The sequence below is a fragment of the Pseudomonas sp. B21-015 genome (assembly GCF_024749285.1).
In the GTDB taxonomy this organism is placed as follows: Bacteria; Pseudomonadota; Gammaproteobacteria; order Pseudomonadales; family Pseudomonadaceae; genus Aquipseudomonas.
On the sequence record NZ_CP087196.1, the window covers coordinates 544,507 to 563,461 of the forward strand.

15 protein-coding genes are annotated in these 18,955 nt (G+C 60.1%); 3 read left to right on the forward strand and 12 right to left on the reverse strand.

Translation table 11 applies throughout. The features are described from left to right. Positions 1–132: 132 nt before the first annotated feature. From betA to betI, 3 genes are all read right to left on the reverse strand, one after another. Positions 133–1,836 carry a choline dehydrogenase gene (gene betA, locus LOY38_RS02465; protein WP_258698712.1) on the reverse strand — a complete coding sequence of 568 codons (1,704 nt, stop codon included), beginning with the start codon at positions 1,834–1,836 and terminating at the stop codon, positions 133–135. A gap of 145 nt (positions 1,837–1,981) precedes the next feature. Continuing rightward, the gene (gene betB / locus LOY38_RS02470) at positions 1,982–3,454 is read right to left on the reverse strand and encodes a betaine-aldehyde dehydrogenase (protein ID WP_258698713.1); all 1,473 of its coding nucleotides are present in this window, start codon (positions 3,452–3,454) and stop codon (positions 1,982–1,984) included. Between the two features lie 107 nt (positions 3,455–3,561). After that, a complete protein-coding gene (gene betI, locus LOY38_RS02475) occupies positions 3,562–4,155 on the reverse strand; it encodes a transcriptional regulator BetI (protein ID WP_258698714.1) in 594 nt (197 codons plus the stop codon). A 380-nt stretch (positions 4,156–4,535) separates the two neighbouring features. Between betI and LOY38_RS02480 the strand changes: the two genes are divergently transcribed. Next, a complete protein-coding gene (locus tag LOY38_RS02480; RefSeq protein ID WP_258700645.1) occupies positions 4,536–6,485 on the forward strand; it encodes a BCCT family transporter in 1,950 nt (649 codons plus the stop codon). 254 nt (positions 6,486–6,739) lie between these two features. On the opposite strand, the gene choV is transcribed toward LOY38_RS02480, so the two are convergent. The 3 genes from choV to LOY38_RS02495 form a co-directional block, all read right to left on the reverse strand. Then, positions 6,740–7,918: a choline ABC transporter ATP-binding protein gene (gene choV, locus LOY38_RS02485; protein ID WP_258698715.1), complete on the reverse strand. Its 1,179-nt coding sequence runs from the start codon at positions 7,916–7,918 to the stop codon at positions 6,740–6,742. Further along, entirely contained in the window at positions 7,915–8,760 is an 846-nt protein-coding gene (gene choW, locus LOY38_RS02490) for a choline ABC transporter permease subunit (RefSeq protein WP_258698716.1), read from the reverse strand. The genes choV and choW overlap by 4 nt, the downstream gene beginning before the upstream one ends. A gap of 65 nt (positions 8,761–8,825) precedes the next feature. Continuing rightward, entirely contained in the window at positions 8,826–9,773 is a 948-nt protein-coding gene (locus tag LOY38_RS02495; protein ID WP_258698717.1) for a choline ABC transporter substrate-binding protein, read from the reverse strand. 437 nt (positions 9,774–10,210) lie between these two features. Between LOY38_RS02495 and LOY38_RS02500 the strand changes: the two genes are divergently transcribed. Then, positions 10,211–11,587 (forward strand): L-serine ammonia-lyase, encoded by a 1,377-nt coding sequence (locus LOY38_RS02500; protein ID WP_258698718.1) that lies wholly within the window; start codon positions 10,211–10,213, stop codon positions 11,585–11,587. Positions 11,588–12,124: 537 nt separating this feature from the next. After that, on the forward strand, positions 12,125–13,228 hold the full coding sequence (locus tag LOY38_RS02505; RefSeq protein ID WP_007937970.1) for a GlxA family transcriptional regulator: 1,104 nt from the start codon (positions 12,125–12,127) through the stop codon (positions 13,226–13,228). A gap of 131 nt (positions 13,229–13,359) precedes the next feature. Here the strand turns inward: LOY38_RS02505 and LOY38_RS02510 are convergent, their stop codons facing one another. The 6 genes from LOY38_RS02510 to choX form a co-directional block, all read right to left on the reverse strand. Next, positions 13,360–13,623: a hypothetical protein gene (locus LOY38_RS02510; protein ID WP_253417918.1), complete on the reverse strand. Its 264-nt coding sequence runs from the start codon at positions 13,621–13,623 to the stop codon at positions 13,360–13,362. Positions 13,624–13,995: 372 nt separating this feature from the next. Next, complete coding sequence (locus LOY38_RS02515; protein WP_258698719.1) at positions 13,996–15,159, reverse strand: gamma-butyrobetaine dioxygenase; 1,164 nt, start codon at positions 15,157–15,159, stop codon at positions 13,996–13,998. Between the two features lie 13 nt (positions 15,160–15,172). Then, positions 15,173–15,649, reverse strand: coding sequence for a thioesterase family protein (locus LOY38_RS02520; RefSeq protein ID WP_258698720.1), 477 nt, complete (start codon positions 15,647–15,649; stop codon positions 15,173–15,175). A gap of 177 nt (positions 15,650–15,826) precedes the next feature. Continuing rightward, positions 15,827–16,792, reverse strand: a complete 966-nt coding sequence (locus tag LOY38_RS02525) for an L-carnitine dehydrogenase (RefSeq protein WP_258698721.1) — start codon at positions 16,790–16,792, stop codon at positions 15,827–15,829. Between the two features lie 141 nt (positions 16,793–16,933). After that, positions 16,934–17,821 (reverse strand): 3-keto-5-aminohexanoate cleavage protein, encoded by an 888-nt coding sequence (locus tag LOY38_RS02530; protein WP_258698722.1) that lies wholly within the window; start codon positions 17,819–17,821, stop codon positions 16,934–16,936. Between the two features lie 99 nt (positions 17,822–17,920). Then, the gene (gene choX / locus LOY38_RS02535; RefSeq protein WP_258698723.1) at positions 17,921–18,865 is read right to left on the reverse strand and encodes a choline ABC transporter substrate-binding protein; all 945 of its coding nucleotides are present in this window, start codon (positions 18,863–18,865) and stop codon (positions 17,921–17,923) included. Positions 18,866–18,955: the final 90 nt, after the last annotated feature.

The following is an 18,955-nucleotide window of genomic DNA, read 5'->3' on the forward strand; positions in this document are numbered from 1 at the left end:
GGCGTCTGGTCGGACCCCATTGAGGGCAAGCCCGCTCCCACAGTGGGCTTGGGTGGATCACAAATTGCGAATCCACCCCGGAACCTGTGGGAGCGGGCTTGCCCGCGATTGGCCGCGATGCGGTGTTACGGCTTACTGCGCGGTAGGGCTCACATCACGCAACGGCTTGCCCTTCACCGGTGCATCACCGGCCACGTAGTATTTGGCCTTGCTGCGCGGCAGTGGCTTGCGACCGCGGATCTTGTCGGCGATTTTCTCGGCCATCATGATCGTTGGCGCGTTCAGGTTGCCCGTGGTGATGATCGGCATGATCGAGGCATCGACCACGCGCAGGGCCTGCATGCCATGCACACGACCTTCGCCATCGACCACGGCCATCTCGTCGGTGCCCATCTTGCACGAGCAGGACGGGTGGAACGCGGTTTCGGCGTGCTCGCGGATGAACTTGTCCAGTTGCTCGTCGGTTTGCACGTCGATGCCCGGGCTGATTTCGCGACCACGGAAGGCGTCGAGAGCTGGCTGTTGCATGATTTCACGGGTCAGGCGGATGCCATCGCGGAACTCCTGCCAGTCCTGCTCGGTGGCCATGTAGTTGAACAGGATGCTCGGGTACTCGCGCGGATCCTTGGACTTGGCCTGGATGCGACCACGGCTTGGCGAACGCATGGAGCCCATGTGCGCCTGGAAGCCGTGTTCTTTCACACCGTTGCTGCCGTTGTAGTTAATCGCCACCGGCAGGAAGTGGTACTGAATGTTCGGCCAATCGAATTCCGGACGGGTGCGGATGAAACCGCCGGCTTCGAACTGGTTGCTGGCGCCGATGCCGGTGCCGTTGAACAGCCACTCGGCGCCGATGGCCGGTTGGTTGTGCAGCAGCAGCGAGGGGTACAGCGAGACCGGTTGGGTGCAGGCGTATTGCAGGTACAGCTCAAGGTGATCCTGCAGGTTTTCACCGACGCCTGGCAGGTCATGAACCACCGGAATATCGAGCTTTTTCAGCAGTTCGGCCGGGCCGACACCGGAACGTTGCAGGATCTGTGGCGACGCGATGGCGCCGGAGCACAGCAACACTTCCTTGCGGGCACGGACTTCAACGCGCTCTTCAGCCGCGCCGATCAGGTAACGCACGCCAACCGCACGCTTGCCTTCGAACAGAATCTTGTCGGTCAGGGCATGGGTGACGATGGTCAGGGTCGAACGCTTCTTGGCGACGTCCAGGTAACCGCGAGCGGTACTGGCACGACGGCCGTTCGGCGTCACGGTGCGGTCCATCGGGCCGAAACCTTCCTGCTGGTAGCCGTTCAGGTCTTCGGTACGCGGGTAACCGGCTTGCACGCCTGCTTCAACCATCGCATGGAACAGCGGATTGTTGCCGGCTTTCGGCGTGGTCACGCTGACCGGACCGTCGCCACCGTGGTAGTCGTTCGGGCCGATGTCACGGGTTTCCGCCTTGCGGAAATACGGCAGGCAGTCGAGGTAGGTCCAGTCTTCCAGGCCGGGCAGTTTCGACCAGTTGTCGTAGTCCATCGCGTTACCACGGATGTAGCACATGCCGTTGATCAGCGAAGAACCACCCAGGCCCTTGCCACGACCGCATTCCATCCGGCGGCCGTCCATGTGTGGCTCTGGATCGGTTTCGTAAGCCCAGTTGTAGCGACGACCTTGCAGCGGGAACGCCAGCGCGGCCGGCATTTGCGTGCGGAAATCCAGACGGTAGTCCGGGCCGCCCGCTTCGAGCAGCAGGACGGTGACGCCTTCGTCTTCAGTCAGACGGGTCGCCAGGGTGTTACCGGCCGAGCCGGCACCGATGATGATGTAATCGAATTCTTGGGACATTGAATGCACCCTCTTTGAAGTTGGTCAGGTCAGGCGAGTGCTTCGCACTCGATCGCGAGCAGGCTCGCTCCCACATTGGAATGAAGTCTTCTGTGGGAGCGAGCCTGCTCGCGAAGGCGATCTCGCAGGCGAAGCAAATGCCGCCTTAGAACACCGAGGCGTAATCGCCCAGTTCGACCTGTACCGATTTGATGCGTGTGAAGTTGTTCAGCGAGCTGATGCCGTTCTCACGGCCCACGCCCGACTGCTTGTAGCCGCCGACCGGCATCTTGGCGTCGGATTCGCCCCAGGCGTTGATCCAGCAGATACCGGCTTCCAGTTGATGAATCACGCGGTGAGCGCGGTTCAGGTCTTTGGTGACAACGCCAGCTGCCAAACCGAACTCGGTGTCGTTGGCACGACGGATCACTTCTTCTTCGGTCTCGTAGGTCAGGATGCTCATCACCGGGCCGAAGATCTCTTCGCGAACGATGGTCATCTCGTCGGTGCAGTCGGTGAACACGGTCGGTGCCACGAACGCGCCTTTGGCGAATTCGCCATCGGTCAGACGCTCGCCGCCACACAGCAGACGTGCACCTTCTTCCTTACCTTTGGCGATGTAACCCAGCACGCTTTCCATGTGGGCGAAGCTGACCAGAGGACCGAAATTGGTGTTTTCGTCTTCCGGGTTGCCGACGCGAATGCGCGCAACGCGTTCAACGATCTTGGCTTCGAACGCGGCTTTCAGATGGCTCGGTACAAACACGCGAGTGCCGTTGGTGCAGACCTGACCGGAGCTGTAGAAGTTGGCCATCATGGCGGTGTCGGCGGCGCGATCCAGATCGGCGTCGTCGAAAATGATCAGCGGGGATTTGCCGCCCAGTTCCATGGTCACGTCTTTGAGCGACGAGGCGGAAGCGCTGGCCATGACCTTCTTGCCGGTGTCGGTGCCGCCGGTGAAGGAGACTTTTTCGATGCGTGGGTGTTCGGTCAACCAGGTGCCGACTTCACGGCCACTGCCGGTCAGTACGTTGAACACGCCAGCCGGCAGGCCGGCTTCGGTATAGATCTCGGCCAGTTTCAGGGTGGTCAGCGAGGTGACTTCGCTCGGCTTGAAGATCATTGCGTTACCGGCTGCCAGGGCTGGAGCGGATTTCCACAGGGCGATCTGGATCGGGTAGTTCCACGCGCCGATACCAGCGACGATGCCCAGCGGCTCGCGACGGGTGTAGACGAAAGAGGTGGTACGCAGCGGGATCTGCTCGCCTTCGATGGCCGGCACCAGGCCTGCGTAGTACTCCAGCACGTCAGCGCCGGTGACGATGTCGACGTAACGGGTTTCGGAGTACGCCTTGCCGGTGTCCAGGGTTTCCAGGGCGGCCAGTTCATCGTTGCGCTCGCGCAGGATGTCCACGGCGCGACGCAGGATGCGCGAACGCTCCATGGCGGTCATTGCAGCCCAGATTTTCTGGCCCTTTTCGGCGCTGAGCACAGCGCGCTCAACGTCTTCCTTGGTCGCACGTTGTACGGTTGCGAGGACTTCACCGTTAGCCGGGTTGATGGCTTCGAAGGTGGCGTCGCTGCTGGCGTCGGAGTAACCGCCATCGATGTAGAGTTTTTGCAGTTCGAAACGGGCCATAGTGTCCTCGCAAGTGCATTAAGTGGTTGGCGTTGACCACCGGGCGTGCCGTATAGCATTGGCATCGCGGTCGGTAGCGGTTCAGGGGTTGAGCGATTATGTGTGCTCTAACTCACCTGCTTGGCCAATTGGAAATCCATGTATTCGTAAGCGATCTGGTGCGCTTGCGCGGTGTCGAAAGCGTCTCCCGACAGCGCACCGCGCAACCACAAACCGTCAATGAGGGCTGCCAGGCCGCGGGCGGCGCTGCGCGCTTGATCAAGCGGCAACACACGGCGGAACTGGCAGCACAGGTTGGAATACAGACGGTGATCGTTGATCCGCTGCAACCTGTGCAAAGACGGGTGGTGCATGCTGGTGGCCCAGAAGGCCAGCCAGGTTTTCATTGCCGGGCCATTGACCTGGCTGGCGTCGAAGTTGCCTTCGATAATCACCTGGAGGTGAGCCCGTGGGCTGGTGTCCTCCAGCGCCTGACGGCGCGCGGTGACGTTCTCGCTGAGGACACTCATCAGATACTGCGCCGTGGCGGCGATCAGGCCGTTCTTGTCCTGAAAGTAGTGACTGATGATGCCATTCGAGACACCGGCCAAACGGGCGATCAGCGCAATGCTGGCGTCCCCCATCCCGACCTGATCGACGGCCTGTAACGTGGCTTCGATCAATTGCTGACGGCGGATGGGTTGCATACCGACCTTGGGCATCTTGCACATCTCCTTAGGCCTTCCCGTGGACGAAATACGCCTACCGGGTTGAGGGCCAGTCTATTTTGTTTTGATTGAACGTTCAATCAACAAAGAATAAGATCTGCGACAATTCGTCGCTGCCTACAGGTTTTTCCTACGCGTAGTGGGCGGAAAAACGACATCTAAAAATGCTCGAAACCCACACGCAATGGCGTTCCATGGGTTTCGGGCTTTTTTCGGGGTGTCTTTATATCACCCGCCGATCGGCTGCCAACTAACCGATTGGTCGGGTAACGCGTTGCCTTGTGTTCTTCTCTCGCACTGCCTGGAGCATCTGTGCCATGAGTTCTGCCTCTCTAATAAAAACCCCACCCGAGAAGGTGACGGTCAACGGTTGGGTGTTCTACACCTCTACCGCGTTGATCCTGCTATTAACTGCCATTCTGATCATCGCCCCGCAAGCGGCCGGTAGAATGCTCGGCATTGCCCAGGCGTGGTTGTCCCGCAGCTTCGGCTGGTATTACATGGTGGTGATCGCCGCTTACCTGGTTTTTGTGGTTGGCCTGGCGTTTTCGTCCTACGGCAAGCTCAAGCTGGGCAGCAAGGACGATACCCCGGACTTCAGCTATGGCGCCTGGGCGGGGATGCTGTTCTCCTCGGGTATCGGCATTTCCTTGCTGTACTTCGGTGCGTCCGAGCCGCTGGACCACTACTTCAATCCGCCGGAAGGCGTGGCCGGCAGTAACCTTGCCGCACGTCAGGCGGTGCAGCTGACGTTCCTGCACTGGGGCCTGCATGGCTGGGCGATCTACGCACTGGTCGGCCTGGCCGTGGCGTACTTTGCCTATCGTCATAACCAGCCACTGGCGTTGCGTTCGGCGCTGTATCCGCTGGTCGGCGAGCGTTGGGTCAAAGGCGCGGCCGGTCATGCGGTGGACGGCTTCGGCATGTTCGTGACCCTGCTGGGGCTGGTGACGAACCTGGGGATCGGTTCGCTGCAAGTGTCGTCGGGGCTGGAAAACCTGTTCGGCATGGAACACAGCAACACTAACCTGCTGATCGTGATCATCGTGATGAGCACCGTGGCGACCATCGCCGCTGTGTCCGGCGTGGAAAACGGCATTCGCCGTCTGTCCAACCTGAACATCGTGCTGTTCAGCGGTCTGCTGATTTTCGTCCTGCTGTTCGGCCCGACCCTGCACCTGCTCAACGGCTTTGTGCAAAACATCGGCGACTACCTGAACGGTGCGGTCCTGAAGACCTTCGACCTCTATGTGTATGAAGGCGACAGTGAGAAGTCCGACCGCTGGTTGGGCCTGTGGACCCTGTTCTACTGGGCCTGGTGGATTTCCTGGGCGCCATTCGTCGGCATGTTCATCGCGCGTATTTCCCGGGGTCGCACGGTGCGTGAACTGGTGGCTGGTGTGCTGCTGATTCCGCTGGGCTTCACCCTGGCATGGCTGTCGATCTTCGGTAACTCGGCCCTGGACCTGGTGATGAACCATGGGGCGGTGGAACTCGGGAAGACGGCGCTCGAACAGCCGTCGATGGCGATCTACCAGTTGCTCGAGCATTACCCGGCGTCGAAGGTCGTGATCGGCGTGTCGATTTTTGTCGGTTTCGTGCTGTTCCTGACCCCGGCGGACTCCGGCGCGGTGATGATGGCCAACCTTTCCTGCAAGGGCGGCAACGTCGACGAAGATGCACCGCATTGGCTGCGGATTTTCTGGTCGGTGGTGATCACCCTGGTGACCATCGGCCTGCTGTTAGCCGGTAACTTCGAAGCCATGCAAACCATGGTGGTGCTGGCGGGGCTGCCGTTCTCGGTGGTGCTGGTGTTCTTCATGTTTGGCTTGCACAAGGCCATGCGCCAGGACGTGCAAATCGAACAGGAGCAAGCGGAACTGGCGGCGCGTGGTCGTCGTGGTTTCAGCGAGCGTCTGACCCAGCTGGATCTGCAACCGAACCAGTCGATCGTTCAGCGTTTCATGGACAAGCACGTCAGCCCGGCGCTGGAAGATGCGACTGTGCAATTGCGTGCTCAGGGTCTGGATGTGCAGACGTTGCTGGGCAAGTCGAAACGCTGCATGGGCGTGCGGATCGAGATGGAAGAGGGCAACCCTTTTGTCTACGAAGTGAGCCTGGACGGTTATCTGGCGGCGGCGAGTGACACGGTGTCGGCTGAAAGCGCCGATGAACCGCGCGCACGTTACTACCGTGCCGAGGTGTACCTGCACAACGGCAGCCAGGATTACGACTTGATGGGCTTCACTCAGGATCAGATCACCCGTGACGTGCTCGATCAGTTTGAAAGCCATCGGCAGCTTCTAGGCCGGGTTTATAGCTGAGACTTGAGGTGATGCGGTGCAGTGATGCACCGCAGTTCTATTGTGGCGAGGGAGCTTGCTCCCGCTCGACTGCGCAGCAGTCGCAAATCCGGATAACGCGATCTCTCTGAAATACCGCAGTGTCTGGGTTTTGGGCTGCTTCGCAACCCAGCGGGAGCAAGCTCCCTCGCCACAGTTGTCAGTATTCCAAGATAAATATCTGCACTAACAAAAACGCCGCGATCATCTCGCGGCGTTTTTGTGTCTGCTGTCTCTTACCCCAGGTTCTTGCCGAGCAGCGCGTGGTACAGCTCGCTGTCACCGAGGATCCCGACAACCTTGTTGTTGTCATGCAGCACCAGCTTGTTGCCGGTCTGGTAGCGAATCTGCAGCGCATCGCGCATGCCGATGTTGGAATCCACCAGCGTTGGCCGACGACCCAAACCTTCAACCGCTTGCCCCGGTATCCAGTTCTGCAGGTCCAGGTTCGAGCCGTTCTGGCGTGCACCTTTGATGGTGTTGCCTTCGGCCAGGTCCAGCCACGAGTCGCCGCCCGGATCGAGGCACACCGAACCGTTGATACGTTTGCAGTTGTCCAGAGTGCGCATCAGGCTGCGACCGCACAGTACGTTCAGCGGATTGGTGTGGGCGACGAAGGTGCGCACGTAGTCGTCTGCAGGGTTGAGGACGATTTCTTCCGGCTTGCTGTACTGGATGATCCGGCCGTCTTTCATGATCGCGATACGGCTGCCGAGCTTCAGGGCTTCATCGAGGTCGTGGCTCACGAACACGATGGTTTTGCTGAGCTTGTTTTGCAGTTCCAGCAGTTCGTCTTGCAGGCCTTGGCGGATCAGCGGGTCGAGGGCCGAGAACGGTTCGTCCATCAGCAGGATGTCGGCGTCCATCGCCAGCGCGCGGGCCAGGCCCACACGTTGCTGCATACCACCGGACAGCTCATCGGGTTTCTTGTTGCGCCACTGGGTCAGGCCCACCAGCTCAAGCTTCTCGTCCACCAGTTTGCGGCGTTCTTTCTCGGGGCGACCCTGCATTTCCAGGCCGAAGCTGATGTTCTCGCGCACCGTCAGCCAAGGCATCAGGGCGAACTTCTGGAACACCATCGCGATGCGCTTGGTGCGCATCATTTTCAGTTCCGCGGGGGTGCAGGAAGCGATGTCGATCTGCTTGCCTTCGTGCTCGACGAACAACTTGCCACGGCTGACGGTGTTGAGGCCGTTGATGCAGCGCAACAGGCTGGATTTGCCGGAGCCGGACAGGCCCATCAGTACGCAGATTTCGCCTTTTTCGATGTCCAGGCTGGCTTTTTCAACGCCGACAATCTGCCCGGTCTTTTTCAGGATCTGGTCACGGGTCATGCCCTGGTCGAGGAGTTTGAGCGCCTCGCGCGGGTCTTTGGAGAAGATTACGTCGACGTCTTCGAAGCGAATAATGCTCATGCGTCACCCCCTACTTTAGCGTCGGGTTGTTTGCAGATACGGTCGAGCATGATCGCCAGCAATACGATCGCCAGGCCGGCTTCGAAGCCCAGGGCGATATCAGCAGTGTTCAGTGCGTTGACCACGGGTTTGCCCAGGCCGTCGGCGCCCACCAGTGCCGCGATCACCACCATCGACAACGACAGCATGATGCACTGGGTGATGCCGGCCGCGATGCTTGGCATGGCGTGAGGCAGTTCAATCCGTGAGAGCAGTTGACGGCGCGAGCAGCCGAAGGCTTTGCCGGCGTCCATCAGTTCCTGTGGAACATCGCGAATGCCCAGGTAGGTCAGGCGGATAGGCGCGGCAATCGCGAACACTACCGTCGAGATCAGGCCCGGGACCACACCCAGACCGAAGAGGGTCAGGGTAGGAATGAGGTACACGAAGGTCGGTACGGTCTGCATCAGATCGAGCACCGGACGCATCAGTGTGTAGAACATCGGTTTGTGCGCGGCGACGATGCCCAACGGCACGCCGATGACCACGCACACCAGGGTGGCGAACAGCACCTGGGCGAGGGTTTCCATGGTTTCCTGCCAGTACCCCAGATTGAGGATCAGCAGAAAGGAGGCGATGACGAAAACGGTCAGGCCCCATTTGCGTTGAATGAGGTGTGCCAGTAGCGCGATGAGGCCGATCAATGCCAGCGGGTTGAACCAGGTCAGCGCAAAAGTCACGCCGTGGATCATCGTTTCCAGTGACACGGCGATGGCGTCGAAGGTGCTGGCGCCGTGTTGCGTCAACCATTCAACGAAGCCCGCGATGTACTGGCCTAAAGGGATTTTCTGATCAATCAGCATGGTAGTGAACGTCCGCATGCAAGGGAATAAACAGCCCGGGCGAGCGAACTCGCCCGGCATAAGCATTACTGCGCGAGCTTGGCTTTCACAGCCTCCAGGCCAGGTTTACCGTCAATGGTGGTTACGCCAGCCAGCCAGGTATCGAGCACCTGTGGATTCTTTTTCAGCCAGGCCTTGGCGGCCGCGTCAGGCTTCATCTTGTCGTCCAGGATGTTGCCCATCAGAGAGCTTTCCATGTCGACGGTAAATTCCAGGTTTTTCAGCAGTTGGCCGACGTTGCTGCATTCTTCGGTATAACCCTTGCGAGTGTTGGTCGCAACCGTGGCGGCACCAAAGTCCGGGCCGAAAAAGTCATCACCACCGGTCAAGTATTGAATCTTGAAGCGCTTGTTCATCGGGTGCGGTGCCCAGCCGAGGAACACCACGGCGGTGTCGCGTTTTTGCGCGCGGTCGACTTGCGACAGCATGCCCGCTTCGCTGGACTCGACGACTTTGAAACCGGCGGTTTTGAGACCGAAGGCGTCTTTGTCGATCATGCTCTGGATCAGACGGTTGCCGTCGTTGCCAGGCTCGATGCCGTAGATCTTGCCGTCGAGTTCTTTCTTGAATTTGGCGATGTCGGCAAAGTCATGCAGCCCTTTGTCGTACAGCGCTTGCGGCACGGCGAGGGTGTATTTGGCGCCTTTGAGGTTGGTGCGCACGGTTTCCACGGTGCCGGCATCCCGATAGGCCTTGATGTCGTTTTCCATGGTCGGCATCCAGTTACCCAGGAAGACGTCCATGTTCTTGCCGTCGGCCAGGGACTTGTAGGTCACCGGCACGGAAATCATCGTGGTTTTGGTCTTGTAACCGAGGGCGTTGAGCACAACGCTGGTGGCCGCGGTGGTTGCGGTAATGTCCGTCCAGCCGACATCGGAGAAGTTTACGGTACTGCATTGGGCCGGTTCTGCGGCTTGAGCCATGAACGGCAGACTCAGCATGGCGGCCAACAACAACGACGGGGAACCTTTCATAAGGGGGGACTCCTTGGTGTTTTTTTTGGCAGTGTTCCGACTGGACCACCGCACTTATCTGTTGCGGTTGGATGGCGTTTTGGAGACAGCTCTACCACGGCGCCTTGCAATCGAGTCGATACGATCATGTACCAGTGAAAATCTGACGCCTACAGGGTGCGTCGTAACCAGTACAGGGATGGTCGCATCCAGTGTCGGTAACGTCGTTTACAGCTTTTTTCAGCCCGTTTTGCTTCGCTGATCCGCAAAAAAACGGCGAAAACATAGCGTAAGCGGCCTGCGGCGCTAGCGGACATGAGTGCGTCGGTGTGAGACGTTGAAGGACATGGCAAAAGCCTGATGATGCGGCCATCTCGGCGGATTGCAGCTTGAGCGTAGCAGCTCCGTCACTGGGCGCTTTTGCGCCTGGAGCAGGCACATCCAGGAGTTCAGCAGTAATGGCTATCAGCGTTTTCGACCTGTTCAAAATCGGCATCGGCCCTTCCAGTTCGCACACCGTGGGGCCTATGCGCGCCGCGGCGCTGTTCGTGCAAGGTTTGCGCGAGCGGGGACTTTTGGAACAGGTACATCGCGTCGAAGTTCAACTTTATGGATCGCTCTCGGCCACCGGCATCGGTCACGGCAGCGACAACGCGGTGATCATGGGGCTTATGGGCGAGTGGCCGGACGCGATCGATCCGTCGCAAATCGGCATTCGCATCGAGGCTCTGCGTGAAACCCAAACGCTATTGCTCGACGGCCGCTTGTCGGTCCCGTTCATCTGGGCCCGGGACATGCGTCTGATCGACGAGAACCTGCCGTTCCATCCCAACGCCATGACCCTGGTTGCCGAAGGCGATCACGGCGAGCTGCATCGCGACACCTACTATTCCATCGGCGGCGGTTTTGTCGTCGATCAGGCGCAGGCTTCCAGCGGCGTGGTGGATCTGGATCGCACCGTGCTGCCTTACGACTTCTCCAGTGCCGTCGAACTGCTCAGCCTGTGCAAGAAGCACAACCTGCGCGTGGCCGAATTGATGATGGCCAACGAGAAGGTCTGGCGCAGCGAAGAAGAAATCCGCAGCGGCCTGATGAAACTCTGGCGCGCCATGCAGGATTGCGTGGAACAAGGCCTCAAACATGAAGGCATCCTGCCCGGCGGCCTCAATGTGCGCCGTCGCGCGGCCAAGTTGCACCGTAGCCTGCAAGAACTGAACAAACCCAACGTGATCGGCTCGACCTTGAGCGCGATGGAGTGGGTCAACCTGTTCGCCCTGGCGGTCAACGAAGAAAATGCCGCCGGCGGGCGCATGGTCACGGCGCCGACCAACGGTGCGGCGGGGATCATTCCGGCGGTGTTGCACTACTTTATGAAATTCAGCGAGGCAGTGACTGACGCCAACGTGGTCGATTACTTCCTCAGTGCCGCGGCGGTGGGGATTCTGTGCAAGAAGAACGCCTCGATCTCCGGTGCCGAAGTCGGTTGCCAGGGCGAAGTCGGTTCGGCTTGCGCCATGGCGGCGGCCGGGTTGGCGGAGGTTCTCGGTGCCACGCCGGAGCAACTGTGCAACGCGGCGGAAATCGGCCTGGAACATAACCTCGGCCTGACCTGCGACCCGGTGGGCGGGCTGGTGCAAGTGCCGTGCATCGAGCGCAATGCGATTGCCGCGGTGAAAGCGATCAACGCTGCGCAGATGGCGTTGCGGGGCGACGGTCAGCACTTTATCTCGCTGGACCGGGTGATCCGCACCATGCGTGATACCGGTGCCGACATGCACGACAAATATAAAGAGACCTCGCGCGGTGGGTTGGCTGTCAGTGCAGTTGAGTGCTGAGACCGAGTTGACCCTGTGGCGAGGGAGCTTGCTCCCGCTCGGCTGCGCAGCAGTCGTAAAGATTTTAGGGCCGCTTCGCACCCCAGCGGGAGCAAGCTCCCTCGCCACACCAGACCAGTCAAAACTGCGCGCTAAGTGAACACTCGATTCAAAACGCGCCACCTTTTAGAGCGTCGCAAACAGATAAGCCTGCCTGCCCCGGTCAGGGATCCAATTCAAGCCTGACCGTCCGTCACCCGTGCTTGCGGTGACACTCTCTCCTGGAGCGTCGTAGCCCTGTTCCCACAAGTGCTACCGATTTGCTCACACGCAACGGGGCAGAGCGCTGCGCCCCTTGATGACACTTATAACCTCCTGTCTCTACGAGTCATATTTAGACACATCGCGACGTCGTTTTCAGGAGTTATTGAACGCGCATTCAATTTAGGCATGGCAATTGCTCTGTCATTACAAAGCCCGTCTCCCACGCGAGAACGATGGCAATAAAAAGAGCCTCCGCCTGAGGCCATCACCCGCTTTGTGTGAGGAGATACCGCGATGACGACGTTCAACTCCGGGGCTCAACCCCAGAACCGTGCGCCTCAATCCATCGGCTTTTTGCTGCTGGACAATTTCACGCTGATTTCTCTGGCCTCCGCAGTGGAACCCCTGCGCATGGCCAACCAATTGTCCGGCCGCGAGCTGTATCGCTGGACCACACTCACTGTCGATGGCGGGCAGGTCTGGGCCAGTGACGGTCTGCAGATCACCCCCGACGCCTCCATGCACAAAGCGCCGCCCCTGGACACCGTCATTGTCTGCGGCGGTATCGGCATCCAGCGCACCGTAACCCGTGAGCACGTGTCGTGGCTGCAAAGCCAGGCGCGTCAGTCCCGTCGTCTCGGCGCGGTCTGCACCGGCAGCTGGGCCCTGGCGTGCGCCGGCCTGCTGGACGGTTTCGATTGCAGCGTGCACTGGGAATGTCTGGCATCGATGCAGGAAGCTTTCCCGCGGGTGGCCATGAGTACCCGGCTGTTCACCCTCGACCGTAACCGTTTCACCAGCTCCGGCGGCACCGCGCCGCTGGACATGATGCTGCACCTGATCAGCCGCGATCACGGCCGTGAGCTGTCGGCAGCGATTTCGGAAATGTTCGTCTACGAGCGCATCCGCAACGAACAGGATCACCAGCGCGTGCCGCTCAAGCACATGCTCGGCACCAACCAGCCGAAGTTGCAGGAAATCGTCGCGCTGATGGAAGCCAACCTCGAAGAGCCGATCGACCTCGACGAACTGGCGGTGTACGTCGCCGTGTCGCGTCGTCAGCTGGAGCGGCTGTTCCAGAAATACCTGCACTGCTCGCCGTCGCGTTACTACCTGAAACTGCGTCTGATCCGTGCTCGGCAGCTGCTCAAGCAAACGCCAATGTCGATCATCGAAGTGGCGTCGGTATGTGGTTTCGTGTCCACGCCGCACTTCTCCAAGTGCTACCGCGAATACTTCGGCATTCCGCCGCGTGACGAACGTGTAGGTTCCAATACGACTCAGCAGGTAGCGATGATGCCGCTGCCGCAAGCCTTGGTGCTGTCACCGTTGTCCGGGCCGCTGTCGGCGTTGAGCCAGGCGCGTAATGAGTCGACGTTTGCCAGCGTAAGGCTCTAATGCTCTGATCGTTCCCACGCTCTGCGTGGGAATGCCTCAATGGACGCTCTGCGTCCGCTTCGGCAGGGACGCGGAGCGTCCCGGGCTGCATTCCCACGCAGAGCGTGGGAACGATCATGGCGAGGCGGTACTCAGGCGCTACGGCTTTGCTGATACTCCGCCAACGCGGGCAGCAATTGCTTGTCGATGGCCTGGCGCACGGCCGGCAGGATGGTCGCGCTGCTGGTGTACATCTGCTTGACCATAGTGCGCAGCGTCATCGCACGCTCATCGTTCAAGCCTCGCACTGCACATTCGCAAGCCTGCTCGGCTGTAGCGCCATTCGGCACTTGAAACCCCAACGATTTTAGCTGGCCCAACAGGTCTTCCTGGTCAATCAAATCGGCGTGCATCATGACGCAATCCTTCTTCAGGGAACGGTGTCGTGGCTCGATTCTGGTAGGGGCCGGGGATGGCGGCAAGGACGATTTGTCGCAATGGCCGCATTACCTATGAACAGGTCGTTTTCGGCTAACTTGCGAGCGGGGAGAGTAGGCACACTGGATTCAGCTGGCTTCACGAAGGTTTGGTCACCCTCGCGCAACAGCTCCTCAACAGTACCCTCTGCCCCGATCCTGTCACGGCTTGATCGGGGCTTTTTTTTGCGTGTGTGAATCAGTCATGAAAGTGTTGATTGGGCTGACGCTTTCGCGGGCAAGCCACGCTCCCACAGGACTTGCGAATAACCTATGGGAGCGTGGCTTGCCCGCGATGAACGATGACTCGGTCTAGCGTTGCAACACAAGGATGCGCGACAACAACTCATCACGATCCACATAACACCCCTGGAAATGCCGGGCACCAGTAGCAGGGTCGAAGGCGTTGCGGGCGTGGAGGGTGCGGCGGTTGTCGAAGCACCACAACTCGCCGTGGTTGAGCCGCGTCATCACCCGGAAGCGCGCCTCGCGAGTCATCGCAATGAAGCGCCGGTAAGCGCGATAGAGCCTGGGCATCTGCTCCACCGAAGCATCGAACGGCCCACGCAGAAAGTTCGCCATGCGGATTTCCGACACTTGCCCGAACGCACCCAGGGCAATGATCGGCGCCAGGCAGCGGTAGTCGCTGTGGCGGTCCTTGTTGCGGAACTCCACGGGGATTTCACACAAGGCTTGAAACGCCTCGGGATCTTCCTCGCGCAAGGCTTCGGCGATGGCAAAACCGTCGACGAAAATGCTCTCGCCACCGTCGGCGTCATTGACCAGACAATGCAGAAATTGCAGCCCCGGTTGCAACTCTCGGGTTGGCAGGTCGCTGTGCAGCGGCAGGTTGAAGGCGGTGTAGGCATTGCTGTCTGCATCGGCCTTGGATTGCACATTGAACAGCACGCCGAAATTGCTCTCGCGGATGAAAGAGATCCGCTGGGCGATCAGCTTCAATGAACCCGGCTCGGTGGGTACGCCGCGCACTTGAGTCAGGCCGGTATCGCGCACGGCCAGCAGCCATTGCAGCAAGGCGTCGTTGTTCTCCATCAGGGCCTGGTATTCGAATACTGGTAGTTGCAAATCGCTGTGCCAAAGCCTGGCTTTCGGTTTGCTGGCCTGGCGTTCAGCGCGGGACTCATCGTCATAGGCGTGAGCCCGTAGCCAGCCCGGATCGAAGCGGCTGAGGTGGCCGTCCTGCCAATCGACGCACAGACAACCTTGGGCATCGACCGTGGCGTTTTCAGGCGTCAGGTGCTCTGCGACATCGACGATTTCCAGCACTTGCTCGCGGGTCACCGTGTAGACGCACAACGGGCACGGGCAGTTGTCCCGCAGCCATTGATGATGAAAAGGGCTGACCCGACCGTCCGCCCATGTCACTTGAATTCGGTCCGCCAGGGTACGCACGGCGGTCAACGCGCTAATCAACGGGTAGGTGCGGAAATCGGCAAAAGCGGCGGCGGTGTTCATGGCGGGTTCCTTGTTATTTTTCGGGGGGTAAAGCAATCACTCGGCCGATCCAGGCGGGTGCGGGCAGGTCGGCTTGCTCGGCGACAATGGCCTGCAGTTTGCTCAAGGTTTCTTCGCTGAACGGTGCGGATCGCGGCCCGTTGAGGTCGACGTGCAGCAGCATTTGTTCATTGCCCGCCAGCTCCTTGTCACCGCCCACCAGATGCAGGCTGTGGTAGAGGTGCAGACGCTTGCGGTCGTGGCCGATGATCTGAGTGTGCACTTCGACGTCGGCATCGAGCTTCACTTCGTGCAGATAGTTGAGGTGCAGCTCGAGGGTGAACAGCGAGTTGCCGCTGGCTTCGCGGTTGTTGCTGTCCATGCCCAGTTGATCCATCAGCGCGTCGGTGGCGTAGCTGAAAATCAGCAGGTAGAAGGCATCGCGCAGATGGCCGTTGTAGTCGACCCAGTCGGGGATGATTTTGGTTTGGTAGGTGGTGAGGGTGGGCATGGTTGAGTGATCCAACGTTGGTGGTGTCTGGGCTGTCGCTATCGCGGGCAAGCCCGCTCCCACAGTGATTTGAGGTGTAAATACAATTTATGCCACCCAGTAGATCCCTGTGGGAGCGGCGGTGCGGCGATCCGACTTGCCCGCGATGAGGCCAGACCTGCTGGCCCCTGACTTGGTTTATTCGCTAAACGCCATGCCATGTTTGGCCTTGGTGGTCTTCACCGCTTCCAGTACCGCCAGCAAGCAATCATCACGATAGCGCTCCAGCGCCGAAATGCTGTGCGTGCCCAACTGTTCGCTGGTGCCATCCACCACGTCATCGATCAATTTGTCGGTCAGCTCCGGTGCCGGCAGGTAGGTCCACGGCAACTGCAACGCCGGCCCGAATTGCGCCATGAAGTGCCGCATGCCCGCATCGCCACCCGCCAGGGTGTACGTCAGGAAAGTACCCATAAACGACCAGCGCAGGCCCGCGCCAAAACGAATTGCATCGTCGATTTCAGCGGTGGTCGCCACACCGTCGTTGACCAGATGCAACGCCTCACGCCACAGCGCTTCGAGCAAACGGTCGGCGATAAATCCAGGTACTTCCTTGCGCACATGCAGCGGGCGCATCCCTAAGGATTCGTAGACTTTTATTGCCGCTTGAACCGCTTCCGGCGCGGTATTTTTGCCGCCGACCACTTCCACCAATGGCAGCAGGTAAACCGGGTTGAACGGGTGCCCGACCACGCAGCGTTCCGGGTGGGTCGAACTCTCGTAGAACTCGCTCGGCAACAGCCCCGACGTACTGGAACCGATCAAGGCATTGGGCTTGGCCGCCGCGCTGATTTTGCTGTGCAGTTCCAGTTTCAGGTCCAGTCGTTCTGGAGCACTTTCCTGAATGAAATCCGCATCGCGAACGCATTCTTCGATGGTGGCGACAAAGCGCAGCCGATCCTGCGACGCGCCGGGGGCCAGGCCTTGTTTCTCCAGCGCGCCCCAGGCATTGGCGACGCGTTTGCGCAGGGCGGCTTCGGCGCCGGGCGCCGGGTCCCAGGCCACTACATCAAGGCCGTGGGCGAGGGTGCGGGATACCCAGCCGCTGCCGATGACACCGCTGCCCAGAGCGGCGAAGGTTTTGATATCAGTGATGAAGCTCATGGCGTCGTCCTAAAGAGTTCGGTGATCCCAGGTGGGAGCTGGCTTGCCTGCGATGGCATCAGTACATCCAGTGCATCTTCTGCGGCTGGACTACCGTCATCGCGGGCAAGCCCGCTCCCACAGGTGAGGTGTAGGTTGGGGTTAACCGCGCTTGGTCAGGCCCATTTTTGCCCGGCCTTCAGCTGGGGTCAGAACGCGGGCGCCGAGGCGGCTGAGGATTTCCGAGGCACGCTCGACCAGTTGGCCGTTGGTCGCCAATACACCCTTGTCCAGCCACAGGTTGTCTTCCAGGCCGACCCGCACGTTGCCGCCGAGCAGCACCGCTTGCGCAGCCATCGGCATCTGCATGCGACCGATGCCGAACGCGGCCCAGACCGCGTCGGCCGGCAGGTTGTCGACCATGGCTTTCATGGTGGTGGTATCGGCCGGAGCGCCCCACGGGATGCCCAGGCACAGCTGAAACAGCGGGTTATCGAGCAGGCCTTCCTTGATCATTTGCTTGGCGAACCACAGGTGACCGGTGTCGAAGATTTCCAGCTCAGGCTTGACGCCCAGCTCTTGAATGCGTTTGGCGCCAGCACGCAGCTGGGCCGGGGTGGACACGTAAATGGTGTCGCCGTCGCCGAAGTTCAGGGTGCCGCAATCCAGGGTGCAGATTTCCGGCAGCAATTCTTCAACGTGGGCCAGACGGGTCAGCGGACCGACCAGGTCGGTGTTCGGGCCGAACTCCATCGGGTTCTCTCCCGCACCGATTTCCAGGTCGCCGCCCATGCCTGCGGTGAGGTTGACGATGATGTCGACGTCGGCCTCGCGGATGCGCTCCATCACTTCGCGGTACAGCGCCACGTCACGGCTGAACTTGCCGGTTTGCGGATCGCGAACGTGGCAGTGGACCACGGTAGCGCCCGCCTTGGCGGCCTCCACGGCGGCCGCGGCGATTTGTTTCGGGGTGACCGGCACGTGTGGGCTTCTGGCGGTCGTGTCGCCAGCACCGGTGAGTGCGCAGGTGATGATGACGTCGTGGTTCATGAGGCGGTTCCTTACAGGCGTGATTTTGGGGTGTAGCTCAGGGCGTGACGGTTCCGTTCGCAGCCCGGTCGGGCTGCGAATCGGTGATTCATTTCAGGTTCATTTACTGGTCAGTTTCAGGTTTTCAGCGGCCGGTTTGCCATCGAAGGTGGTCACGCCTTCGAGCCAGCGTTGCTTGTCTTGCGGGTGATCTTTCAGCCATTGCTTGGCCGATTCGAACGCGTCTTTGTGATCGAGCAGCGGCTGCATCATCCGGCTCTCGTCTTCGGCGGTGTAGGTCAGGTTGCTCAGCAAACGACCAATGTTCGGGCATTGCTCGGCGTATTTCGGTGCGGTGACCGTCCACACGGTGGCCATGCCTTCGTTCGGGCCGAGGGCATCTTCACTGCCGGTGAGATAAGTCATTTGCACGTTGACGTTCATCGGGTGCGGGGCCCAGCCGAAGAACACCACGGCTTCCTTGCGCCGCACGGCGCGATCCACCGCCGCAAGCATGCCGGCTTCGCTAGACTCGACCAGCTGGAACTTGCCCAGGCCAAATTGATTCTTGGCGATCATCGCCTTGATCTGGGTGTTGGCGCCCGAACCTGGCTCGATGCCGTAGATCTTGCCGCCCAGTTCTTTTTCAAACTTGGCGATATCAGCGAAGGTTTTCAGGCCCTTGTCGGCGAGGTAAGTCGGTACGGCGAGGGTGGCGCGGGCGTCTTTCAGGCTTGGCGTCTCAAGCACCTTGACCTGATTGGCCGCGACGAACGGCGTGATGGTTTGGGTCATCAGCGGGTTCCAGTACCCGAGGAACAAGTCCAGGCGCTGGTCGCGGATCCCGGCGAAGATGATTTGCTGGGAGGCGCTGGTTTGTTTGGTGTTGTAGCCGAGGCCATCGAGCAGGACCTGAGTCATGGCGCTGGTGGCGATCACGTCGGTCCAGTTCACTACACCCATGCGCACGTTCTGGCACGCGGCGGGTTCGGCGGCCATGACACTGGCGCTCAAGAAAGCGGTACCGCTGAGTGCAAGAACACAGCTGCTGATCAGTCGTTTCATGGTGGGTTCCTCGGCAGGTCGTTATTGTGGGTTCCGGTGTCTGATGCGCCGGTGATGCCAAGTTACGCAGCTCAAGGCCCGTGAAAACGC

Coding starts and splice junctions, on each gene's coding strand:
- betA (WP_258698712.1), bottom strand. CDS start 1,836: ATGTCCCAAGAATTCGATTACATCATCATCGGTGCCGGCTCGGCCGGT.
- betB (WP_258698713.1), bottom strand. CDS start 3,454: ATGGCCCGTTTCGAACTGCAAAAACTCTACATCGATGGCGGTTACTCC.
- betI (WP_258698714.1), bottom strand. CDS start 4,155: ATGCCCAAGGTCGGTATGCAACCCATCCGCCGTCAGCAATTGATCGAA.
- choV (WP_258698715.1), bottom strand. CDS start 7,918: ATGAGCATTATTCGCTTCGAAGACGTCGACGTAATCTTCTCCAAAGAC.
- choW (WP_258698716.1), bottom strand. CDS start 8,760: ATGCTGATTGATCAGAAAATCCCTTTAGGCCAGTACATCGCGGGCTTC.
- LOY38_RS02495 (WP_258698717.1), bottom strand. CDS start 9,773: ATGAAAGGTTCCCCGTCGTTGTTGTTGGCCGCCATGCTGAGTCTGCCG.
- LOY38_RS02500 (WP_258698718.1), top strand. CDS start 10,211: ATGGCTATCAGCGTTTTCGACCTGTTCAAAATCGGCATCGGCCCTTCC.
- LOY38_RS02505 (WP_007937970.1), top strand. CDS start 12,125: ATGACGACGTTCAACTCCGGGGCTCAACCCCAGAACCGTGCGCCTCAA.
- LOY38_RS02510 (WP_253417918.1), bottom strand. CDS start 13,623: ATGATGCACGCCGATTTGATTGACCAGGAAGACCTGTTGGGCCAGCTA.
- LOY38_RS02515 (WP_258698719.1), bottom strand. CDS start 15,159: ATGAACACCGCCGCCGCTTTTGCCGATTTCCGCACCTACCCGTTGATT.
- LOY38_RS02520 (WP_258698720.1), bottom strand. CDS start 15,649: ATGCCCACCCTCACCACCTACCAAACCAAAATCATCCCCGACTGGGTC.
- LOY38_RS02525 (WP_258698721.1), bottom strand. CDS start 16,792: ATGAGCTTCATCACTGATATCAAAACCTTCGCCGCTCTGGGCAGCGGT.
- LOY38_RS02530 (WP_258698722.1), bottom strand. CDS start 17,821: ATGAACCACGACGTCATCATCACCTGCGCACTCACCGGTGCTGGCGAC.
- choX (WP_258698723.1), bottom strand. CDS start 18,865: ATGAAACGACTGATCAGCAGCTGTGTTCTTGCACTCAGCGGTACCGCT.